The organism is Sulfurihydrogenibium azorense Az-Fu1, from assembly GCF_000021545.1.
GTDB lineage: Bacteria > Aquificota > Aquificia > Aquificales > Hydrogenothermaceae > Sulfurihydrogenibium > Sulfurihydrogenibium azorense.
Genome location: NC_012438.1, coordinates 590,555 through 607,829 on the forward strand (window position 1 = coordinate 590,555; position 17,275 = coordinate 607,829).

Annotated in this window: 16 protein-coding genes; 7 read left to right on the top strand and 9 right to left on the bottom strand. The window is 33.0% G+C overall.

Features of this window, described 5'->3' with window-relative positions:
* Positions 1-18: 18 nt before the first annotated feature.
* Both SULAZ_RS03200 and SULAZ_RS03205 read left to right on the top strand, forming a co-directional pair.
* Positions 19-879: a thiamine pyrophosphate-dependent enzyme gene (locus SULAZ_RS03200; RefSeq protein WP_012674762.1), complete on the top strand. Its 861-nt coding sequence runs from the start codon at positions 19-21 to the stop codon at positions 877-879.
* Entirely contained in the window at positions 876-1,595 is a 720-nt protein-coding gene (locus tag SULAZ_RS03205; protein WP_012674038.1) for a 2-oxoacid:ferredoxin oxidoreductase subunit gamma family protein, read from the top strand. Before SULAZ_RS03200 ends, SULAZ_RS03205 begins: the two co-directional genes overlap by 4 nt.
* Positions 1,596-1,626: 31 nt before the next feature.
* Here the strand turns inward: SULAZ_RS03205 and SULAZ_RS03210 are convergent, their stop codons facing one another.
* The 9 genes from SULAZ_RS03210 to SULAZ_RS03250 all read right to left on the bottom strand — a co-directional run bounded on the left by SULAZ_RS03210 (position 1,627) and on the right by SULAZ_RS03250 (position 9,299).
* Positions 1,627-3,762: a RelA/SpoT family protein gene (locus SULAZ_RS03210; protein WP_012674577.1), complete on the bottom strand. Its 2,136-nt coding sequence runs from the start codon at positions 3,760-3,762 to the stop codon at positions 1,627-1,629.
* A gap of 147 nt (positions 3,763-3,909) precedes the next feature.
* Positions 3,910-4,155, bottom strand: a complete 246-nt coding sequence (locus tag SULAZ_RS03215) for a hypothetical protein (protein WP_012673822.1) — start codon at positions 4,153-4,155, stop codon at positions 3,910-3,912.
* A 27-nt stretch (positions 4,156-4,182) separates the two neighbouring features.
* A complete protein-coding gene (locus SULAZ_RS03220; protein WP_012674524.1) occupies positions 4,183-4,434 on the bottom strand; it encodes a hypothetical protein in 252 nt (83 codons plus the stop codon).
* Between the two features lie 74 nt (positions 4,435-4,508).
* Positions 4,509-5,810 (bottom strand): sensor histidine kinase, encoded by a 1,302-nt coding sequence (locus SULAZ_RS03225; RefSeq protein WP_228357463.1) that lies wholly within the window; start codon positions 5,808-5,810, stop codon positions 4,509-4,511.
* A gap of 79 nt (positions 5,811-5,889) precedes the next feature.
* Positions 5,890-6,564, bottom strand: coding sequence for a response regulator transcription factor (locus tag SULAZ_RS03230; RefSeq protein WP_012673727.1), 675 nt, complete (start codon positions 6,562-6,564; stop codon positions 5,890-5,892).
* On the bottom strand, positions 6,539-7,660 hold the full coding sequence (locus SULAZ_RS03235) for a site-2 protease family protein (RefSeq protein WP_012674140.1): 1,122 nt from the start codon (positions 7,658-7,660) through the stop codon (positions 6,539-6,541). Before SULAZ_RS03235 ends, SULAZ_RS03230 begins: the two co-directional genes overlap by 26 nt.
* Positions 7,657-8,157, bottom strand: coding sequence for a metal-binding protein (locus tag SULAZ_RS03240; protein ID WP_012674652.1), 501 nt, complete (start codon positions 8,155-8,157; stop codon positions 7,657-7,659). The genes SULAZ_RS03235 and SULAZ_RS03240 overlap by 4 nt, the downstream gene beginning before the upstream one ends.
* Positions 8,158-8,160: 3 nt before the next feature.
* The gene (locus tag SULAZ_RS03245) at positions 8,161-9,006 is read right to left on the bottom strand and encodes an OmpA family protein (protein WP_012673799.1); all 846 of its coding nucleotides are present in this window, start codon (positions 9,004-9,006) and stop codon (positions 8,161-8,163) included.
* Positions 9,003-9,299, bottom strand: coding sequence for a hypothetical protein (locus SULAZ_RS03250; RefSeq protein ID WP_012674295.1), 297 nt, complete (start codon positions 9,297-9,299; stop codon positions 9,003-9,005). The genes SULAZ_RS03245 and SULAZ_RS03250 overlap by 4 nt, the downstream gene beginning before the upstream one ends.
* Positions 9,300-9,379: 80 nt before the next feature.
* Between SULAZ_RS03250 and SULAZ_RS03255 the strand changes: the two genes are divergently transcribed.
* The 5 genes from SULAZ_RS03255 to glyS all read left to right on the top strand — a co-directional run bounded on the left by SULAZ_RS03255 (position 9,380) and on the right by glyS (position 17,275).
* Positions 9,380-9,793, top strand: a complete 414-nt coding sequence (locus SULAZ_RS03255) for a secondary thiamine-phosphate synthase enzyme YjbQ (RefSeq protein WP_012673596.1) — start codon at positions 9,380-9,382, stop codon at positions 9,791-9,793.
* A complete protein-coding gene (gene metH / locus SULAZ_RS03260; RefSeq protein ID WP_012674314.1) occupies positions 9,794-13,324 on the top strand; it encodes a methionine synthase in 3,531 nt (1,176 codons plus the stop codon).
* Positions 13,325-13,375: 51 nt separating this feature from the next.
* Complete coding sequence (locus tag SULAZ_RS03265) at positions 13,376-14,287, top strand: radical SAM protein (protein ID WP_041675996.1); 912 nt, start codon at positions 13,376-13,378, stop codon at positions 14,285-14,287.
* A 74-nt stretch (positions 14,288-14,361) separates the two neighbouring features.
* Complete coding sequence (locus SULAZ_RS03270; RefSeq protein WP_012674557.1) at positions 14,362-15,261, top strand: glycine--tRNA ligase subunit alpha; 900 nt, start codon at positions 14,362-14,364, stop codon at positions 15,259-15,261.
* Complete coding sequence (glyS, locus tag SULAZ_RS03275) at positions 15,242-17,275, top strand: glycine--tRNA ligase subunit beta (protein ID WP_012674233.1); 2,034 nt, start codon at positions 15,242-15,244, stop codon at positions 17,273-17,275. Before SULAZ_RS03270 ends, glyS begins: the two co-directional genes overlap by 20 nt.

The following is a 17,275-nucleotide window of genomic DNA, read 5'->3' on the forward strand; positions in this document are numbered from 1 at the left end:
AAGTAGGAGGTATACGGTATGTCTTTTAAAGTGTTTCAAATAAATGAAGAATTTTTAGATGTAATGCCAAAAGAGATAGTTGATCTTCAAGAGAATGCAACTTGGGGAAATCCTAAAAGGGGAGTAATGGATCTTCCTTTCCACAAGGAGTTAATTGAAGAACACTCTTTGTGTGCTGGTTGCCCCGAAGCAGCTGCTTTAAGGTATATTATGGCATCTATACCCAATCCTGAAGATACTGTTATAGTTAACTCAACAGGATGTACTTCTTTGGTATTCCCTCACATTGCAATGCATACAGTTCACTCTCTTTTCGGAAACCAAAATGCTGTAGCATCTGGAATAAAGAGGGTTTTAGAGTATAGATACCCTGATAAAGTTAAAGATGTTATAGTATTGGCAGGTGATGGAGCTACTATAGATATAGGATTGGACTGTACATTGCAATCTTTCTTTAGACAAGAGAAAATTACAACTATCTGCTTTGATAACGAGGTTTATGCAAACACAGGTGGACAAGAGAGTGGAGCTACACCTAAAGGCCACGTGTTTAAAATGGCTCCTAAAGGTAAGCAGTTTGAAAAAGTTCCAATGTGGCAACTGGCTATAGACTCTGGTTGTAAATATGTAGCAAGGTTGACAGTTTCTTCTCCAAAGAGAGTAGAATCCGTAATTAAAAAAGCTGTATATGTAGCTAGAGAAGTAGGACCAACATATGTTCATCTTTACACTCCTTGTATACTTGAAATAGGTCTCAACTCTGACCAAGGTCTAGAAGAGATGAGATCAAAGGATAAAGAAAGATTCGCTTTCTTTGAGTATATATCTCCTGAAGCAGAGGAAGTAATTAACAGGAAAAAAGCGGAGGGCTTACTATGAAAAGAAAAAGAGTCAATATTAGAATGCCTGGTCTTGGTGGACAAGGGGCTGTCACGGCAGCTCATATAATAGCTACAGCTGCAGACTATGAAGGTTACTATGCAGTTTCTAATCCATTCTTTGGGGCTGAAAAAAGAATGGCTCCTGCTGAAAGTTATGCAAGAATAGGTGTAGAGCCGATTTATGACAGAGGAGAGGTTGTATATCCAGATGTTATTATGGTTTTTCATAACCATGTTATAACTATGGGTAAATCCTACACAATGCCTTTCTACTCTGGAATAAAGAAAAATGGACTTATTATAATTAACTCAGAAGAAGATCTTTTAACTCCTGGTGATAAAGCTTACCTTGATTCTTTAAATGTTAAAGTTTACAACTTCCCTGCGACAAAGTTTGCTATTGAACAAGCGGGAACGGAACTTGCTACAAATATGGCAATGGTTGGAGCTCTATTTGGATGTATCGGATCTGTAGGGCTTGAGGCTATAGAAGAAGGTATTAAAGCAAGATTCCTTAAAAAATTCGTTGCATCTGGTGGTACAGCATCGTTAGACTCAGCTCTTGAAAGAAAGTTTAAGAAAAAGTTAGAATTAATAGAGAAAAACTTAAACACAGCTAAAGCTGCTTATGAGCTTGCAGCAGAGTGGGCAAAATCTCAAGGTCTTGAATCTTTTTTACCGCCACCACCTAAAAAGAAAGCAGAAGTTGCATAAATCTAAAAGTCCCCAAAAAGGGGACTTTTTATTAAATTCTTTCTACTTTAACAACATCGGAGAAATTTTTTATTGAGTTTAATATAGTGTTTAAATGGTTCTTGTCTTTTACTTCTAATGAAAATTTTATTAATGCTTTTTTATCTTTCAGTTCTGAGACTTTAACATTTTTTATGTTTGACCCTGTAGATGCTATCACATTAGATATGTTTGCTAAAACACCGGGTTTATCTTCAGCTATCACTTTTATATTTGTTAAATATTTTATCTTTTCGTTTTGTTTCCATATAACATTTACTAATCTCTCTGGTTCTGTATTTTCAACAATTTTAGCATTCTTACATTCTCTATTATGTATTGCTATTCCTTTTCCTTTTGTTATTACTCCTATAATATCGTCACCCGGTATAGGATTACAACATTTTGCTATAAAGCTTAGGACATTGTTTATTCCATCTACTTCTATAAATATCTCTTTCTTTTTTTCTTGTGTTAGTGATTTTTCTAAAAACTGTCCCTGTTTTTCTTCTTTAAATAGATTAACAATTTTTAAAGGGGATATTTTTCCATCTCCTACTGCAATTAAAAGGTCTTCAAAACTTTTATAGTTGTATTTTGATAGTATCTTTTGTTTATCTTCTTCTGTTAAAGAAGTTATTTTTAGATTAACCTTTTTTAGGAATTTGTCTAAAAGTTTTTCTCCAAACTTTAGACTTTTTTCTCTTTCTATCTTTGATAAAAACTGTTTTATATTTGTCTTTGCTTTTGAGGTTACCACAAACTTTAACCAGTCTCTTGAGGGATAATGTCCCTCTTTTGTTATTACTTCAACTAAATCTCCACTTTTTAGTTTAGTATCAAGGGGAACAAACTTACCGTTTACCTTTCCTCCAACTGCTTTATGACCTACCATTGTATGAATAGCGTAAGCAAAATCTACAACTGTAGAACCCGAAGGTAGCTTTACCAAATCTCCTTTCGGGGTAAAAACGTATATTTCTTCTGAAGATAAATCTGTACTAATGTCTTCTAAAACTTTAGAGTCTTTTGTTTCTTTTAATGTTTCTACTATGTTTTTCAACCAGTTGAATGCTTCTACGTCTTTTTCAGTTAAATGATTTCCACCTTTGTATCTCCAGTGAGCTGCAATACCTTCTTCTGCAATTTTGTGCATTTGATGAGTTTTTATCTGTATTTCTACAAACTTACCTTCAGGACCTACTACAGTTGTGTGAAGAGCTTGATAGAAGTTTGATTTTGGAAGTGAGATGTAATCTTTAAACTTTCCTGGAACAGGTGTCCAAATGGAGTGTATAAGTCCAAGAGTTAAATAACAATCTTTTATATCCTCTACTAGTATTCTTACTCCAAAAATGTCATAAATGTCACTAAGTTTAAGGTTTTTTCTTAATGTTTTTTCGTATATACTATATATGTGTTTTGACCTGTACTGGATTGTTGCATTTATGTTATGCTCTTTTAGTATTTTTTCTATCTCAGGGATTACTTTCTCTTTTAGATACTTTTCACTTTTTTCTTTTGATGTAGCAAAGTAAGAAACTACTTTTTTATACTCTTCTGGATAAAGGTACATAAAAGAAAGGTCATCAATTTCCCTTTTTATATTCCATAGACCTAGTCTTCCTGCTAAAGGTGAGTATATTTCAAGGCTTTCTTTTGCTATCCTTTTTTGCTTATCTTCTCTAAGGTAATGTAGCGTTCTTAGATTGTGTAGTCTATCTGCAAGTTTAACAAGGATTACTCTAATATCATTTGATGTTGATATTATAAGTTTACGAAAATTCTCTACTTTTGCATCTTCTAAGTTTTCAAAGTTATACTTTCCTATTTTAGTAACACCGTCAACTATCTGTGAAACTTTTTTCCCAAACTTTTCTTCTATCTCAGTAGTAGTTGTATTTGTATCTTCAAGTATATCGTGTAAGAGAGCAGATATTATTGATACCTTATCTAATTTCAAGTCTGCTAATATTTTAGCAGCTTCTATTGGATGAATGTAGTATGGCTCACCTGATTTTCTGTATTGATCTTTGTGTTTTTCTACTATAAAGTCTATAGCTTCTACTACTTCCTCTCTTTCTTTTTCAGGTAAGTAGTTAATCTTATCAATAAGCTCTTTTGCTTCTTTTATTTGGGTAGTTTCCATTTTTAATAACCTAAGATTTAGTTATAAAGATAATATAACGATTTTTAAGAATTATCAAGGATTTTCGTCGATTTTTTGATATCGATTATTGGAGAATGAGATGAATTAGATGATTTGAAAACAGGGGCATAAAGCCCCTGTCTTAGATTACTTCTTCTCTTCTTGTTTTTCTTCTTTTTTCTCTTCTTGTTTTTCTTCTTTTTTCTCTTCTTTCTTTACATGTTTCTTTACTTGTTTCTTTACTTGTTTCTTTTCAGCTTTTTTCTCTTCTTTAGCTGGAGCTTCTTGTTTTGCTCCTTCTGCTGCTGGAGCTGCTGCTTTTTCTTCAGCGATAGATGCGAATCCTAGACCTAAAACTGCTACTGAGAGTGCTGATAATACTAACTTCTTCATACTACTACCTCCTATAAAAGATTTAAGTTATTTGCCTGCTGGTTGTTGTGCAGGTTGTTCAGCTGGTTTTTGTTCTCCAGCTGGTTGTGCAGGTTGTTGCTGCTCTTGTCCTGCTGGTGCTGCTTGTTGAGCAGGTTGTTGCTCAGCTGGAGCTGGTGCAGGAGCTGCTTGTTGAGCAGGTTGTTGTTGCTCAGCTGGTTGTTCTTCTTTCTTTTGGCAGCTGAAAAGTAAAGATGCTGATAATACAGCTGCCACAGAACCGAGTACTAATTTTTTCATTTAGTATTACCTCCTTACTTTGATTTACATTAAATACTTTACATTAAGAAAATTACAAATCAATTAAAAGAAAATTACAAATTTGTAATCTTTTGAAAAGTAATTATGAAGGTTGTACCAATGTTTTCCTCACTGAGAACTTCTATTTTTGTATCGTGCTGAGTAAGTATTGCTTTAACTAAACTAAGTCCAAGACCGCTTCCAGTGTATATTCCTCTACTTTCATCAACTCTGTAAAATTTTTCAAAGATTTTGTCTATTTTTTCTTGAGGTATCCCTATCCCTGAGTCTTCTATTTTTAGGATAATTTCTTTATTATCGTTTTCCAGTAAATCGATCTTTATATACCCGTTTTCTTTATTGAATTTAATTGCGTTATCTATTAAGTTAGCTATTGCTCGTGAGATATACTTTTCATTTCCGTAGATGTAGACATCTTCTTGAATGTTTAGGATTATATCTATTTTTTTTGTCTGGGCGTAATCTTTAAAAAGGTTGTATATCTTTTTTACTATGTTAGATAGATTTATCTTCTCTTTTTGAAGTTGAAAAGTTCCTGATTCTAGCTTTGATAGTGTAAGTAAATCTTCTATCATCTGAGTTAATGAGTCTGTCTCTTCTATGATGTAAACGAGCAAATTTCCACAATCATTGGATAAATTACCTTTCATTAAAAGGTTTTCTGCTGAGCTTCTTATTCTTGTTATAGGTGTTTTTAAGTCGTGGGCTATACTTTCTGTAGTCTCTTTTAGCGTTCTTATAAGAGTTTCTATTCTATCTAACAAATCATTTATAAGTAAAGCCAAATCGTCTAACTCATCTTTACTACCTGTGATTGCTACCCTTTTATCAAGTTTCATACTGGTTGTTATATCTTTTGCTGTGTTGGATATATTTTTTATTTTTTTTGTTATTGAATTTGTTATTAAAATACCTCCTGTAAGGGATAAGAAAAATACAATAATACCTGATATATAGAAGATTTCCATAAGACGGTTTAGTAGTTTGTTGTTTTCTAACTTTGATTTTCCTATTACAAGTATATGTTTGTTAGATAGTTTATATATTATTACATCAAAATACTCTATAGTAGTTAAAATGTATGTATCTGGTTTTAGTTTTCCGTAGTTTTCTAAGTTTATAACTAAGTCTTTCGTATGTATTCCTGTGTTTGTGTTTAAAATAATTTCTCCTTTTTTATCGTACATTTTAAAAAATAGTTCTACACTTTTTATTATTTCAGCTTCTTTGGTTATTTGATTTTTCAGTCCATTTAATCCTTCTTGTTTGTATAAGATTTTGTAAGATTTAGCTTTTTCTATAAGCTCTTCCTTTGTCTTGTTTTCTAAGTAAAGTTCAAAAAAAGAGTAAACCATGAAAAAAGATATTAAGAGTGAGATAAGTAAAGTAAAAGAGTATAAGAGAATTACTTTTATAGAAATTTTATTAAAAAATTTAATCAGATTTGAGAACATAACCAAAGCCACGAACTGTATGAATAAGTTTTTTCTCAAATCTTTTGTCTATCTTTTCTCTCAACCTATGAATGTGGACATCTACTACGTTGCTGTCTATATCAAAGTCTATATCGAAAACATTTTCTAAAATCATATTTCTAGTAATTATTCTTTCTGAATTTTCAACTAAGTACTTTAGAAGTTCAAACTCTTTTGCTGTAAGGTTTATCTTTTTTCCATTACGATACACTTCTTTTTTTAGTAAATCTATTGTAAGGTCTGCATACTTAAGTTTAGATATCTCTTCTATGGTTTTTGTTCTACGGATAAGGGCGTTTATCCTTGCTATAAGTTCAGGAAAGCTAAAGGGTTTTGTAAGGTAATCATCAGCTCCAAGTTGTAGTCCTTTCACTTTGTCTTCTATTTCTCCTTTTGCACTTAAAACTAAGATAGGAGTTTTAACCTTCTTTTCTCTTAATTGTCGTATTACTTCGTAGCCTGACATTTTAGGAAGCATTATATCTAAAACGATAACGTCGTACTCTTCATAGGTAGCATAACTCATTCCTTCTTCTGCATCAAATGCCTGCTGAACGGCAAAACCTTCTTCTTTAAGTCTTTTTGCTATAAGGTGGGAAAGCTCTTTATCATCTTCTATGATTAGTACTTTCATTTATCTCCCTCAAGTACCTTGATATAATATCTTCTATATCTGACCTTCTTAATATTCCTAAAAAGGTATTATTGTACTTAACAGGGATTTCTTCAAGGTTATTCTTTCTCATATAACTGTAAGCTCTTGATAGTTTTTCATCTGGTAAGACATAAATATCTATCGGTTTTACAACATCATTTAAAATTAGCTCTTCTTGTTTGTAGTAAGGTATTTTACTTAAATCTCTTGTATCTAAAAAAAGTATTCTTCCGTCTTTTAACAAAACTGGATAAAGTCTTGTAATTGGTCTTTCGTAAGTTATAAACTCTAGTAATGGTAAATCAGCTGGTACAGGGTTCATAACGTTCATTACGTTTTCTACTCTAAACCTTGACAGTATGTAGTTTAACTTTGTTGATAGTAAAGCTTCTTTAGAAGCTCTCTTTATAAAAAATCCTAAAAATGAAAGCCAGATACCGTTTACTATACTTCCTGTAAACAGGCTAAAAATTCCAAGTAAAATAAGAATTATTCCAAAAATGTTTCCTAACTTTGATGCTATTTCTGTAGCTTTTAATATACCGTACTTACTCCACAAGATAGACCTGAATATCCTTCCACCGTCTAATGGAAATGCAGGAATAAGGTTAAAAGCTCCTAAAAAGAAGTTAACCATAAACACGTAGTTTAAAAATCCATTAAATAGGTCATCTTTAGGATAGAAATATACAGCTGTAAAAAACAAAGAAGCTAAGAAAAAACTCATTAAAGGTCCTGCAATAGCTATTTTAAACTCTTGGGAAGGAGTTTTAGGCTCATCTTGAAACAAAGCTACTCCGCCAAATATAAAAAGGTATATATCCTTTACTGGTATTCCATACCTCATTGCCACCAATGAGTGGGAAAGCTCATGAAGAAGGACAGATATAAAAAGGGTTATGGCAGATACTATTGAAACTAAGTAGTAGTTTATCTTTGGCAATTCAGGGTAAAATGAAGGATAAAATCCTTCGGCTAACGTTATAGTTATGAGAAAAAAAGCAATGAACCAGCTGTAATCTAAGTTAACTTCTATTCCAAAAACCTTGAAAAGTCTTATTCCACTAAAACTCATCTTTTCCTTTTCCTTCTTTTTGGTATTAGCTTTTTAAAAGTAGAGTAAATTATATCAGTAAATATATGAACAATCTCTGCCAAAACTATACCAATAAAGAAAGATAAAGTAAACTGATTTAAAATTAAAGTTTTAAAGTCTTTTAGCTCAAAAGTAATCTGCTTTTCTGGATAAAGATATTTCATTAAATATTTAAAACTAATAAAAATCAACAGAAAAATAGCTGTTAAATAAATAATTTTGAAAACTGTACCGTATATTGGAATATGAGAAACACCTCTATGTTTGAAAATCTTTGTGTAGGGATACCATACTATCCTTAAAATGTTCCATCTTTTATTTGGTTTTGATAGGTATATATCGTTATCTGGTGTTAAAAAAAATGTACCTACCAAGTATCCTGTCGTAAATCCAAAGAAGTCTGTAGGTTGAAGGAAGTAAACAGCGGGAGGTAGGACTAAAAGGTTTACTATGTCATGAGTTCTCCCGCTTGCCAAATATCACTCCGCTAAGTTTATAACATAAAACTCTGCTCTTCTGTTTGTAAATCTGTCTATCTCATTTTTATTTGAGACTATGTATTTATCCTTTCCTACACCTTCTATTAATATTCTGTTTGGGTCTATACCCATCTTAACTAAATACTTTTTAACAGTTTCTGCCCTTTTTAAAGCCAATTTATCGTTGTAGGCTTTAGACCCTATGTTATCTGTATATCCTACAATTTTAACTTTAACATCAGGATGTGTTTTTAGATATCTTGCTACTACATTTAAATAAGGAAGGTACTCTTTTTTAATAGATACACTGTTAAGATAAAAGTGAACTCTTACAGGCTCTTCTAAGGCTTGCTTTTCTTTGACTTCTTTAATCTCGTTTTTTGTAATAACATCTGATGGTTTCATTTCTTGAGGTTCTGTTGCTACTTTAACTTCTTTTTGTGCTTTATCAGGTATATTAGGGTTTAAACCAAGCTCTATCTCTTTATAGCAAGGAATACCATCCCCATCTTTATCACTATTTATATTTTTCTCGATAACAGACAGTAAGTATTTTATCTTTACTGGATAATTTACAGTACTCACACCTTCTATTTTCATACTCTTTTTAGTTTCTGATTTAAGTAAATAGGTTTCTACTTTTCCATTTTCCATCCTTTTTTCATCTTTTAAACTCTCAATATAACTTTCAACTATACCTACTTCTGTAGGTGAACACTCAAGAGCATGTTTCTCTTTTAATATCTCTAACTTTTTTTCTATTTCTTCAAGGTTTAACTCAACATCAGCAAAAGAAGGAAAAGCTAAACAAGTTAACAGTCCTGTAATTAAAATTCCTTTTCTCATTTTGTCTCTCCTGTGTTTGTTTTTTCCAAGGCTTTTAACGACCACTCAATTGATTTTTTAGCAGCTTCTATTGCATTTTCTGTTTGGAAGTCTGATGCTTGTTCTTTTGCTATGTTATAAAATCCAAGTGCTTTTCCATATTCATACTGAGCTTTAATGTGGGCTCCTGATTCGTATGCTATCTTTAAAGCCTTCTGAGCTTCATCTAAGTACTCAGACATGGTTATATTTTTCTCTAAGGCAAAGCTAAACCCAAACATCACCATTAAAATTGCAATTACTTTTTTAGCCATTTCTCTAACTCCTAAATTTTTTATATATTTTTTCGGCAAAAGTTTAAAATATATTATACATTTCTTTTAGGAGGTTTTATTTGAAAACCTATACAAAGTATTTAACTTTCAACACAAAAAATAGAAGAGAGTTGATAAAAATAACTAAAGATGTTTCACAAGCTGTAGAAGAATCTGGAGTTCAGGAGGGTTTATGCTTAGTTTCTGCTATGCATCTTACTGCATCTATAATTATTCAAGACGATGAAGAAGGACTCCACGAAGATATATGGAAGTGGTTAGAGAATCTTGCACCCTTTAAACCAGATTACAACCATCATAAAACTGGCGAAGACAACGCAGATGCTCACTTAAAAAATCTTCTTACACATCTTCAAGTAGTTTTGCCTATAACAAAGGGAAGACTTGACCTTGGTCCTTGGCAGGAAATATTTTATGCAGAGTATGATGGACAAAGGCCTAAAAGAGTAATAATAAAGATTATAGGAGTGTAAATGGATTTAAGAAGTTTAATAAAAGAGAGAGTTTTAGTTATAGACGGTGCAATGGGAACAATGATACAGTCCACCATTATCCCTATGTCTGCTTGGGATGGAAAAGTGGGCTGTAATGAAATTCTGAATATAACTGCACCTCAAATTATACAAAATATTCATGAGAAATACTTACAAGCCGGAGCTGATATTATAAAAACAAACACTTTTGGAGCATTACCTTGGGTACTTGAAGAATACGGTATCCCAGACAAAGCTTACGAATTGGCAAAGGCAGGTGCTTTACTTGTTAAACAGTTATGTGATAAATACTCAACAGCAGAAAAACCAAGATTTGTAGCAGGGTCTTTGGGACCTGGAACAAAACTTCCTTCCCTTGGTCATATAGATTATGATACTATGTATGAAGGTTACAAAGTTGCAGCTTACGGGTTAATTGACGGTGGTGTAGATGTTTTTCTTGTTGAAACCTGTCAAGACCCACTTCAGATAAAAGTCGCACTCCACGCTCTTAACGATGCTTCAAAAGAAAGACGAAAAGATATTCCTATTATGGTTTCTGCAACTATAGAACTTACAGGAACGATGCTTATAGGTACAGACGCACAAACACTTGCAGCCATAATGGAACCTTTTGATATCCTTACTCTTGGTTTTAACTGTGGAACAGGGCCAGATCAAGTAGAACAACATCTGAGAAAATTATCTCAAGTATGGAAAGGGTATATATCAGTACATGCAAACGCTGGACTTCCAGAAAACAGAGGAGGACAGACTTACTATCCAATGAACGCTGAAGAGTTTGCAGAAAAAGAAAGTAAATTTTTAGACATTGATGGAGTTGCAATAGTAGGAGGATGTTGTGGAACAACTCCTTCACACATAAAAGCACTTTATGAAAAAGTAAAAGGTAAAAAGCCAAAAAAACCAGTAGGAAAACAACCAAAATCCCTTGCTTCACTGTTTATGACACAACCTTTAAAGCAAGATCCACCACCATTTTTAGTTGGAGAGAGGACAAACGCAACAGGTTCTAAACAATTTAGAGAGCTTCTATTGAAAGAAGATTATGACGGAATTTTGGCAATAGCCCAAGACCAAGTAAAATCAGGTTCTCATGCCCTTGATGTTTCTGTTAACTATGCAGGTAGAGACGAGATAAAGGATATGAAAGAAGTAATAAGGCGTTTTAATGAAAAAATTCCTATACCTTTAATGGTTGACTCTACCCAACCAAAAGCTATAGAAGCTGGCCTAAAACACATAGGTGGAAAACCAATTATAAACTCAGCTAACTTAGAAGACTCTGAAGAAAAGTTTGACAAAATCTGTCAACTTGCAAAGAGATTTGGAACTTCTTTAGTCCTTTTGGCAATAGATGAACAAGGTATGGCAAAAACAAAAGAGAGAAAGTTAGAAGTAGCAGAAAGAATGTATGAACGGGCAACAAAAGTCCATGGTTTAGATCCAGAAGATTTAGTTTTCGACTTACTTACATTTACAGTTGGAAGTGGAGATCAAGAGTATAGGGATGCAGCAGTTCAAACAATAGAAGCTATTAGAGAATTAAGGAAAAGACATCCAGAAGTTGGAGCTGTTCTTGGTATATCCAACGTGTCTTTTGGTCTTGATATGCATGCAAGAAAGTATCTTAACTCTGTTTTTCTGCACCATTGTGTAGAAGCTGGATTAACAATGGCTATAGTAAACCCAAAACATCTTATTCCATTTCATAAAATATCAGAAGAAGATAGGAAAGTATGTGAAAATCTTTTATTTAATGTTTGGGAAAATGGAAAAGACCCACTTTTTGAGTTTATTCATTATTTTTCAAAAAAGAAAGAAAGTATATTAAGTGAAGAAAGTAAAGACTTTAAAAATCTTCCGATAGAAGAAAAAATAAAAAAACTTCTAATAGATGGAGAGAAAGAAAAACTTATAAAAGCCGTAGAAGAAGCACGGCACAAGATACCACCAGAGAAGATTATCAATGAAATACTAATAGACGCTATGAAAATTGTAGGAGATCTTTTTGGTGAAGGAAAGATGCAACTTCCTTTTGTTCTTCAATCAGCAGAGAGTATGAAAGCTGCAGTAGATTACCTAAATCAATTTTTACCAAAAACAACCAAAAAGAAAAAAACTACACTTGTACTTGGTACAGTAAAAGGAGACGTTCACGATGTAGGAAAAAATCTTGTTGATATAATACTTACAAATAACGGCTTTAACGTTGTAAACCTTGGAATAAAGGTAGAACTTGAACAGTTTTTAAAAGCAGCTGAAGAGCATAAAGCAGATGCTATAGGAATGAGTGGTTTACTTGTAAAATCAACCCTTGAGATGAAAAACAACCTTGAAGAAATGCAGAAAAGAGGAATAAAAATACCTGTTTTACTGGGAGGAGCCGCTTTAAACAAAAAGTTTGTAGATGAATACTGTAGACCTGTTTACGATGGTCCTATATTTTACTGTAGAGATGCCTTTGATGGAATAGAGGCAATGACCAGAATAGAAAAAGGTATCTTTGATACAGACTTAGGCTATAAAGAAGAGGAAGAAACTCAAGTAAAAATAGAAGAAAAGTTAGAGATACCTCCTTTAAAAGATATAAAAATGCCCTCTATGGATGTTGTAGTACCAACTCCTCCTTTTTGGGGAAGAAAAGTATGGATACATCCAGACAGTCCTGAATATGAAGAAATAAGAGAACTTGCTTTTAGGTGGATAAATAAGGGAGCCCTTTTTAAGAGAGCTTGGGGATACACAAGAGGCGATAAATCGAGAGAAGAGTACGAAAAATTAAAAAAAGAGGAAATACTGCCGAACTTTGAAAGATTAAAAAAACTCTTAATAGAAAACGATTTATTTAACCCGATAATTATATACGGATATTATCCTTGTAGGTCAGATTTTCCTATAAGATTAAAAAACAATGACAATAGAGAGTCATCTCTACTTATCTTTCCTCCTTCAGAAGGTTGGAAAAGTGAGGAAGATGTAAACAGAGAACCATTAGAGAATATTTTAGATAGAGTTTACAAAAAAATAGATTTTCCAAGGTCTTCAAAACCTCCTTACAGGTCCTTATCCGATTACTTCCACCATGATAGACACGATGTAGTTGCATTTACAGTGGTATCTGCAGGTAAAAAACTATCAGAATATGAAAATGAACTTTTTAAACAAGGTAAATATAAAGACTATCATCTTATACACGGTCTTGGAGTTGAACTGGCAGAAGCTTTAGCTGAAATAGTACACAAAAAAATCAGAATAGAACTTGGTATAGCAAAAGCAGAAGGAGAATCCTTGTACGATGTAAACTGGCAGATACGAAACTATCAAGGAGCGAGGTATTCTCCTGGTTATCCTGCATGTCCTGATTTAGCTATTAACGATATAATCTTTGATATACTAAAACCACAGGAATACGGAATAACACTTACAGAGAATCACCTTATAGTCCCAGAACAGTCCACAGATGCTATAGTAGTTTACCACCCTGAAGCAACATACTTTAGCGTTTAATTTAAAATTAGCATATATTAAAAGGAGAACAAAAGTTTTAAGATGGATACTATGTATAAGTACATATTTGGACCTGTTTTATCAAGAAGGTTTGGTTTATCTCTCGGGATAGACCTTTCTCCCGAGAAAAAAAGTTGCAACTTTGACTGTCTCTACTGTGAACTTGAAAAAGCAAGACCTATTGATAAGATAGAAAACCAGCCAGACCCAGATGATATTGTAAAAGAAGTTCACGACTATCTTTCCAAAAATCACTATCCTGACGTTATTACAACAACAGCAAACGGAGAGCCTACTCTTTACACCAGATTAAACGAGCTTATAGATAAGTTAAATAAGATAAAAGGTTCGTCAAAAACTTTAATTTTATCAAACGGTAGCACAATAAATAACCCTACAGTAAGAGAAGCTCTTAAAAAGTTTGATATAGTAAAGCTGTCTTTAGATGCAGCAGACCAAAAAACTTTTGAGAAAATAGACAGACCATTAAAAGGAATAAAGATAGATGATATTATTAAAGGAATGATATCTTTTAGAAAAGAGTACAAAGGAAGTCTTGTTTTAGAAGTTCTTGTAGTAAAACATATTAACGATAAAAAAGAAGTAATAGAAAAGATAGTAGAAGCTGCAAAAAAGATAAATCCAGATAGGATAGATATATCTACGGTGGATAGACCTCCTGCTTACAGAGTTTTTCCAGTAGACAATCAAACCCTTTACGAGATTGCTAAAATGTTTGAAGGTTTAAACGTAAACGTTGCAACAAGAAAATCAGGGGGATCGGTTCAAAAAGTTCACTTAGATAAAGAAGATATCATAAAAACATTTAAAAATAGAGCATACACTGAAAGCGATATAGAAACATTGTTTGACGATGAAACAAAGAAAAATATATTAGATTTACTGTCCCAAAATCAGCTTAAATTCTACACCGTAGCTAATCTAAAATTTATCAAAGCATAATAACATCTTAAAAAGACAAAATCTAAATGTGTTAAAATATTTTAAAAGTATTTTAAAAATCTTGGAGAAATATTATGACATTTCAAGATATTATACTGTCATTACAAAGGTTCTGGGTAGAGAAGGGATGTATCTTATGGCAACCTTACGATATAGAAGTTGGAGCTGGAACGATGAACCCGGCTACTTTCTTAAGGGTATTAGGACCAGAGCCTTGGAATGTTTGTTATGTAGAGCCTTCAAGAAGACCTAAAGACGGAAGATACGGAGAAAATCCAAATAGATTACAACATTACTACCAGTTTCAAGTTATCTTAAAGCCAGCTCCAGAAAACCCTCAAGAGTTGTACTTAGAAAGTTTAACCCATCTTGGAATAGACCTTACAAAACACGATATTAGATTTGTAGAAGATGACTGGGAAAGTCCAACTCTTGGAGCTTGGGGGCTTGGATGGGAAGTTTGGCTCGATGGAATGGAGATAACCCAGTTTACTTACTTTCAACAGGCAGGCAGTTTAGACCTCCCCCAAATTAGTGTAGAGATAACCTATGGTCTTGAAAGGATAGCAACCTACCTTCAAAAAGTTGACAGTGTTTACGATATAATCTGGAGTGAAGGACTTACTTACGGAGATATCTATAAAGAAGCAGAAAGACAGTGGTCTATCCATAACTTTGAAGTTGTAGATATTGACTTTTTATATAAAACTTTTGATATGTATGAAGACCAAGGCTATAAACTAATAGAGAAAAACCTTCCAATACCAGCTTACGACTATGCTTTAAAATGTTCCCACACTTTCAACCTTCTTGATGCAAGGGGAGCTCTATCTGTAAACGAAAGGGCAAGGTACATAGCAAGGGTCAGAAACCTTGCAAAAGAGTGTGCAAAAGCCTTTGTATCCCACAGAGAAGAACTTGGATACCCTTTAATAAAAAAGTCAAGGAGTAGTAATGAAAACGTATCTACTTGAAATTGGCTGTGAAGAATTACCTCCAAAGGTAATTCTAACATATAAAGACTTTTTAAAACAGTATGTGGAAGAGTCTTTTAAAGAGTTTTTTGAGTACGACTCTCCAGATAACATAAAAGTTTTTGCAACTCCAAGAAGATTGGCAGTTTTAATTAAAAACCTAAGAGAAAAGCAACCACCAAAACAGCAAGTGATACTCGGGCCTCCTTACAAAGTAGCAGTTGACCAAGAAGGTAAATTTACAAAAGCGGCTCTATCCTTTGCCCAAAAGAACAACATTCCCCTTGAAAATCTTCAAAAAATCCAAAACGAAAAAGGGGAATACTTAGGAGCTGTAATACTACAAGAAGGTAAAGATTTAAAACACCACATAATGGAAGTTATTCCTACTTTATTTAAAAGTTTTCCACAGCTAAAATCTATGGTTTGGAACGACTCAGGATATAGATTCCCAAGACCAATAAGATGGGTAGTCTCCCTCTTAGATGATGAGGTTATTCCATTTTCTGTAGCAGGTGTGAATGCAGACAGATATACCCATCTTCACAGATTTATGACAGCTCCCGTTGGAAGAGGAGAGAAAAAACAGATAAACCATAGCAATGAGTATGAAGAGATAACAAAACTTGGATTTATAATAGCAAACTTTGAAGACAGGAAAAATGCAATAAAAACCCAGTATGAAGGTTTTGCAAGGTCTTTAGACGCTCAAATCATAGAAGACCAAGACCTTTTAGATGAGATAACCTGTTTAACAGAATTCCCAGTAGGGATAGTAGGAGATTTTTCTCCAGAGTATCTTATCTTGCCAGATGAAGTTATTATAACAGTTTGTAAACATCACCAAAGATACTTAAACTTTAAAAAAGATGGAAAACTAATTCCAAAATTCTTAGCCTTCTCAAACGTGGCCGTGAAAGATAGGGACGTTATAAAAAACGGCTACGAAAAAGTTTTAAAAGCAAGACTTGAAGATGCACTATTTTTCTACAAAGAAGATTTAAAACAAAAACTTGAAGATAACGTAGAAAAGTTAAAAGGTATTCAATTCCACGAAAAGTTAGGATCTCTCTACGATAAAGTGATAAGAAACTTAGATCTTGCAAAAATTATAGCTAAAGAGATAGGATACACAGATGAGACTAAAATAGAGAGAGCTGTTTTACTTTCTAAAGCAGACTTACTTACAAATATGGTTAAAGAGTTTGATGAATTACAAGGAATAATGGGAATGTACTATGCATTAAAACAGGGGGAAGACCGAGAAGTTGCAAAAGCTATATACGAACATTACCTGCCAAAAACAGCAGATGATGACCTTCCACAAACAACACTTGGAACGATCCTAGCCCTTGCAGATAAAATAGATACAGTTGTATCATTCTTTAGTATAGGTGAAATACCAAAAGCTTCAGCAGACCCATTTGCAGTTAGAAGAAACGCAATAGGCATTGTTAGATTGTTAGTTGAAAAAGAGATAGATATAGACTTGTCAAAAATTATAAAAGATGAAAAAGTTTTAGACTTTCTCCTTGGAAGACTTGAAAGCTATCTGCAAAGTAAAGGTTATAGAACAGATATTATAAACGCTGTCCTTTCTTTAAAGGATGCGAATCTTTATAGAAACTACCTAAAAGTTAAAGCTCTAACTAAAATAATAAACTTACCTGATTATGAAAGTGTTATCCAAGTGTTTAAACGAGTTGGTAATATAATTCCAGAAGGTTTTACTGGATGCGTAGATCAAACACTACTGGAAAATCCTTATGAAAAGCAGCTTTACGATAAAGTGTCAGTTGTAAAAGATGAATATTTAAAGTTAATTGAAAGTAAAGACTACGAAGGGGCTCTTGGAAAGCTGATAGAATTAAAGCCATATATAGATAAATTTTTTGATAACGTTATGATAATGGTAGAAGATGAAAAGATAAAACAAAATAGGTTATCCCTTTTAAAACAGATAAACGATTTATTTAGATACTTAGGAGACTTTACAAAAATAGTAGGAGGTTGA

Bases quoted from the DNA above. Each gene is read 5' to 3' on its own strand.
- SULAZ_RS03235 (WP_012674140.1), bottom strand. From the start codon at position 7,660: ATGAGTTTTAGTGGAATAAGACTTTTCAAGGTTTTTGGAATAGAAGTT.
- SULAZ_RS03205 (WP_012674038.1), top strand. From the start codon at position 876: ATGAAAAGAAAAAGAGTCAATATTAGAATGCCTGGTCTTGGTGGACAA.
- SULAZ_RS03270 (WP_012674557.1), top strand. From the start codon at position 14,362: ATGACATTTCAAGATATTATACTGTCATTACAAAGGTTCTGGGTAGAG.
- SULAZ_RS03220 (WP_012674524.1), bottom strand. From the start codon at position 4,434: ATGAAAAAATTAGTACTCGGTTCTGTGGCAGCTGTATTATCAGCATCT.
- SULAZ_RS03200 (WP_012674762.1), top strand. From the start codon at position 19: ATGTCTTTTAAAGTGTTTCAAATAAATGAAGAATTTTTAGATGTAATG.
- SULAZ_RS03265 (WP_041675996.1), top strand. From the start codon at position 13,376: ATGTATAAGTACATATTTGGACCTGTTTTATCAAGAAGGTTTGGTTTA.
- SULAZ_RS03215 (WP_012673822.1), bottom strand. From the start codon at position 4,155: ATGAAGAAGTTAGTATTATCAGCACTCTCAGTAGCAGTTTTAGGTCTA.
- metH (WP_012674314.1), top strand. From the start codon at position 9,794: ATGGATTTAAGAAGTTTAATAAAAGAGAGAGTTTTAGTTATAGACGGT.
- SULAZ_RS03230 (WP_012673727.1), bottom strand. From the start codon at position 6,564: ATGAAAGTACTAATCATAGAAGATGATAAAGAGCTTTCCCACCTTATA.
- SULAZ_RS03250 (WP_012674295.1), bottom strand. From the start codon at position 9,299: ATGGCTAAAAAAGTAATTGCAATTTTAATGGTGATGTTTGGGTTTAGC.
- glyS (WP_012674233.1), top strand. From the start codon at position 15,242: ATGAAAACGTATCTACTTGAAATTGGCTGTGAAGAATTACCTCCAAAG.
- SULAZ_RS03210 (WP_012674577.1), bottom strand. From the start codon at position 3,762: ATGGAAACTACCCAAATAAAAGAAGCAAAAGAGCTTATTGATAAGATT.
- SULAZ_RS03225 (WP_228357463.1), bottom strand. From the start codon at position 5,810: ATGGTTTACTCTTTTTTTGAACTTTACTTAGAAAACAAGACAAAGGAA.
- SULAZ_RS03245 (WP_012673799.1), bottom strand. From the start codon at position 9,006: ATGAGAAAAGGAATTTTAATTACAGGACTGTTAACTTGTTTAGCTTTT.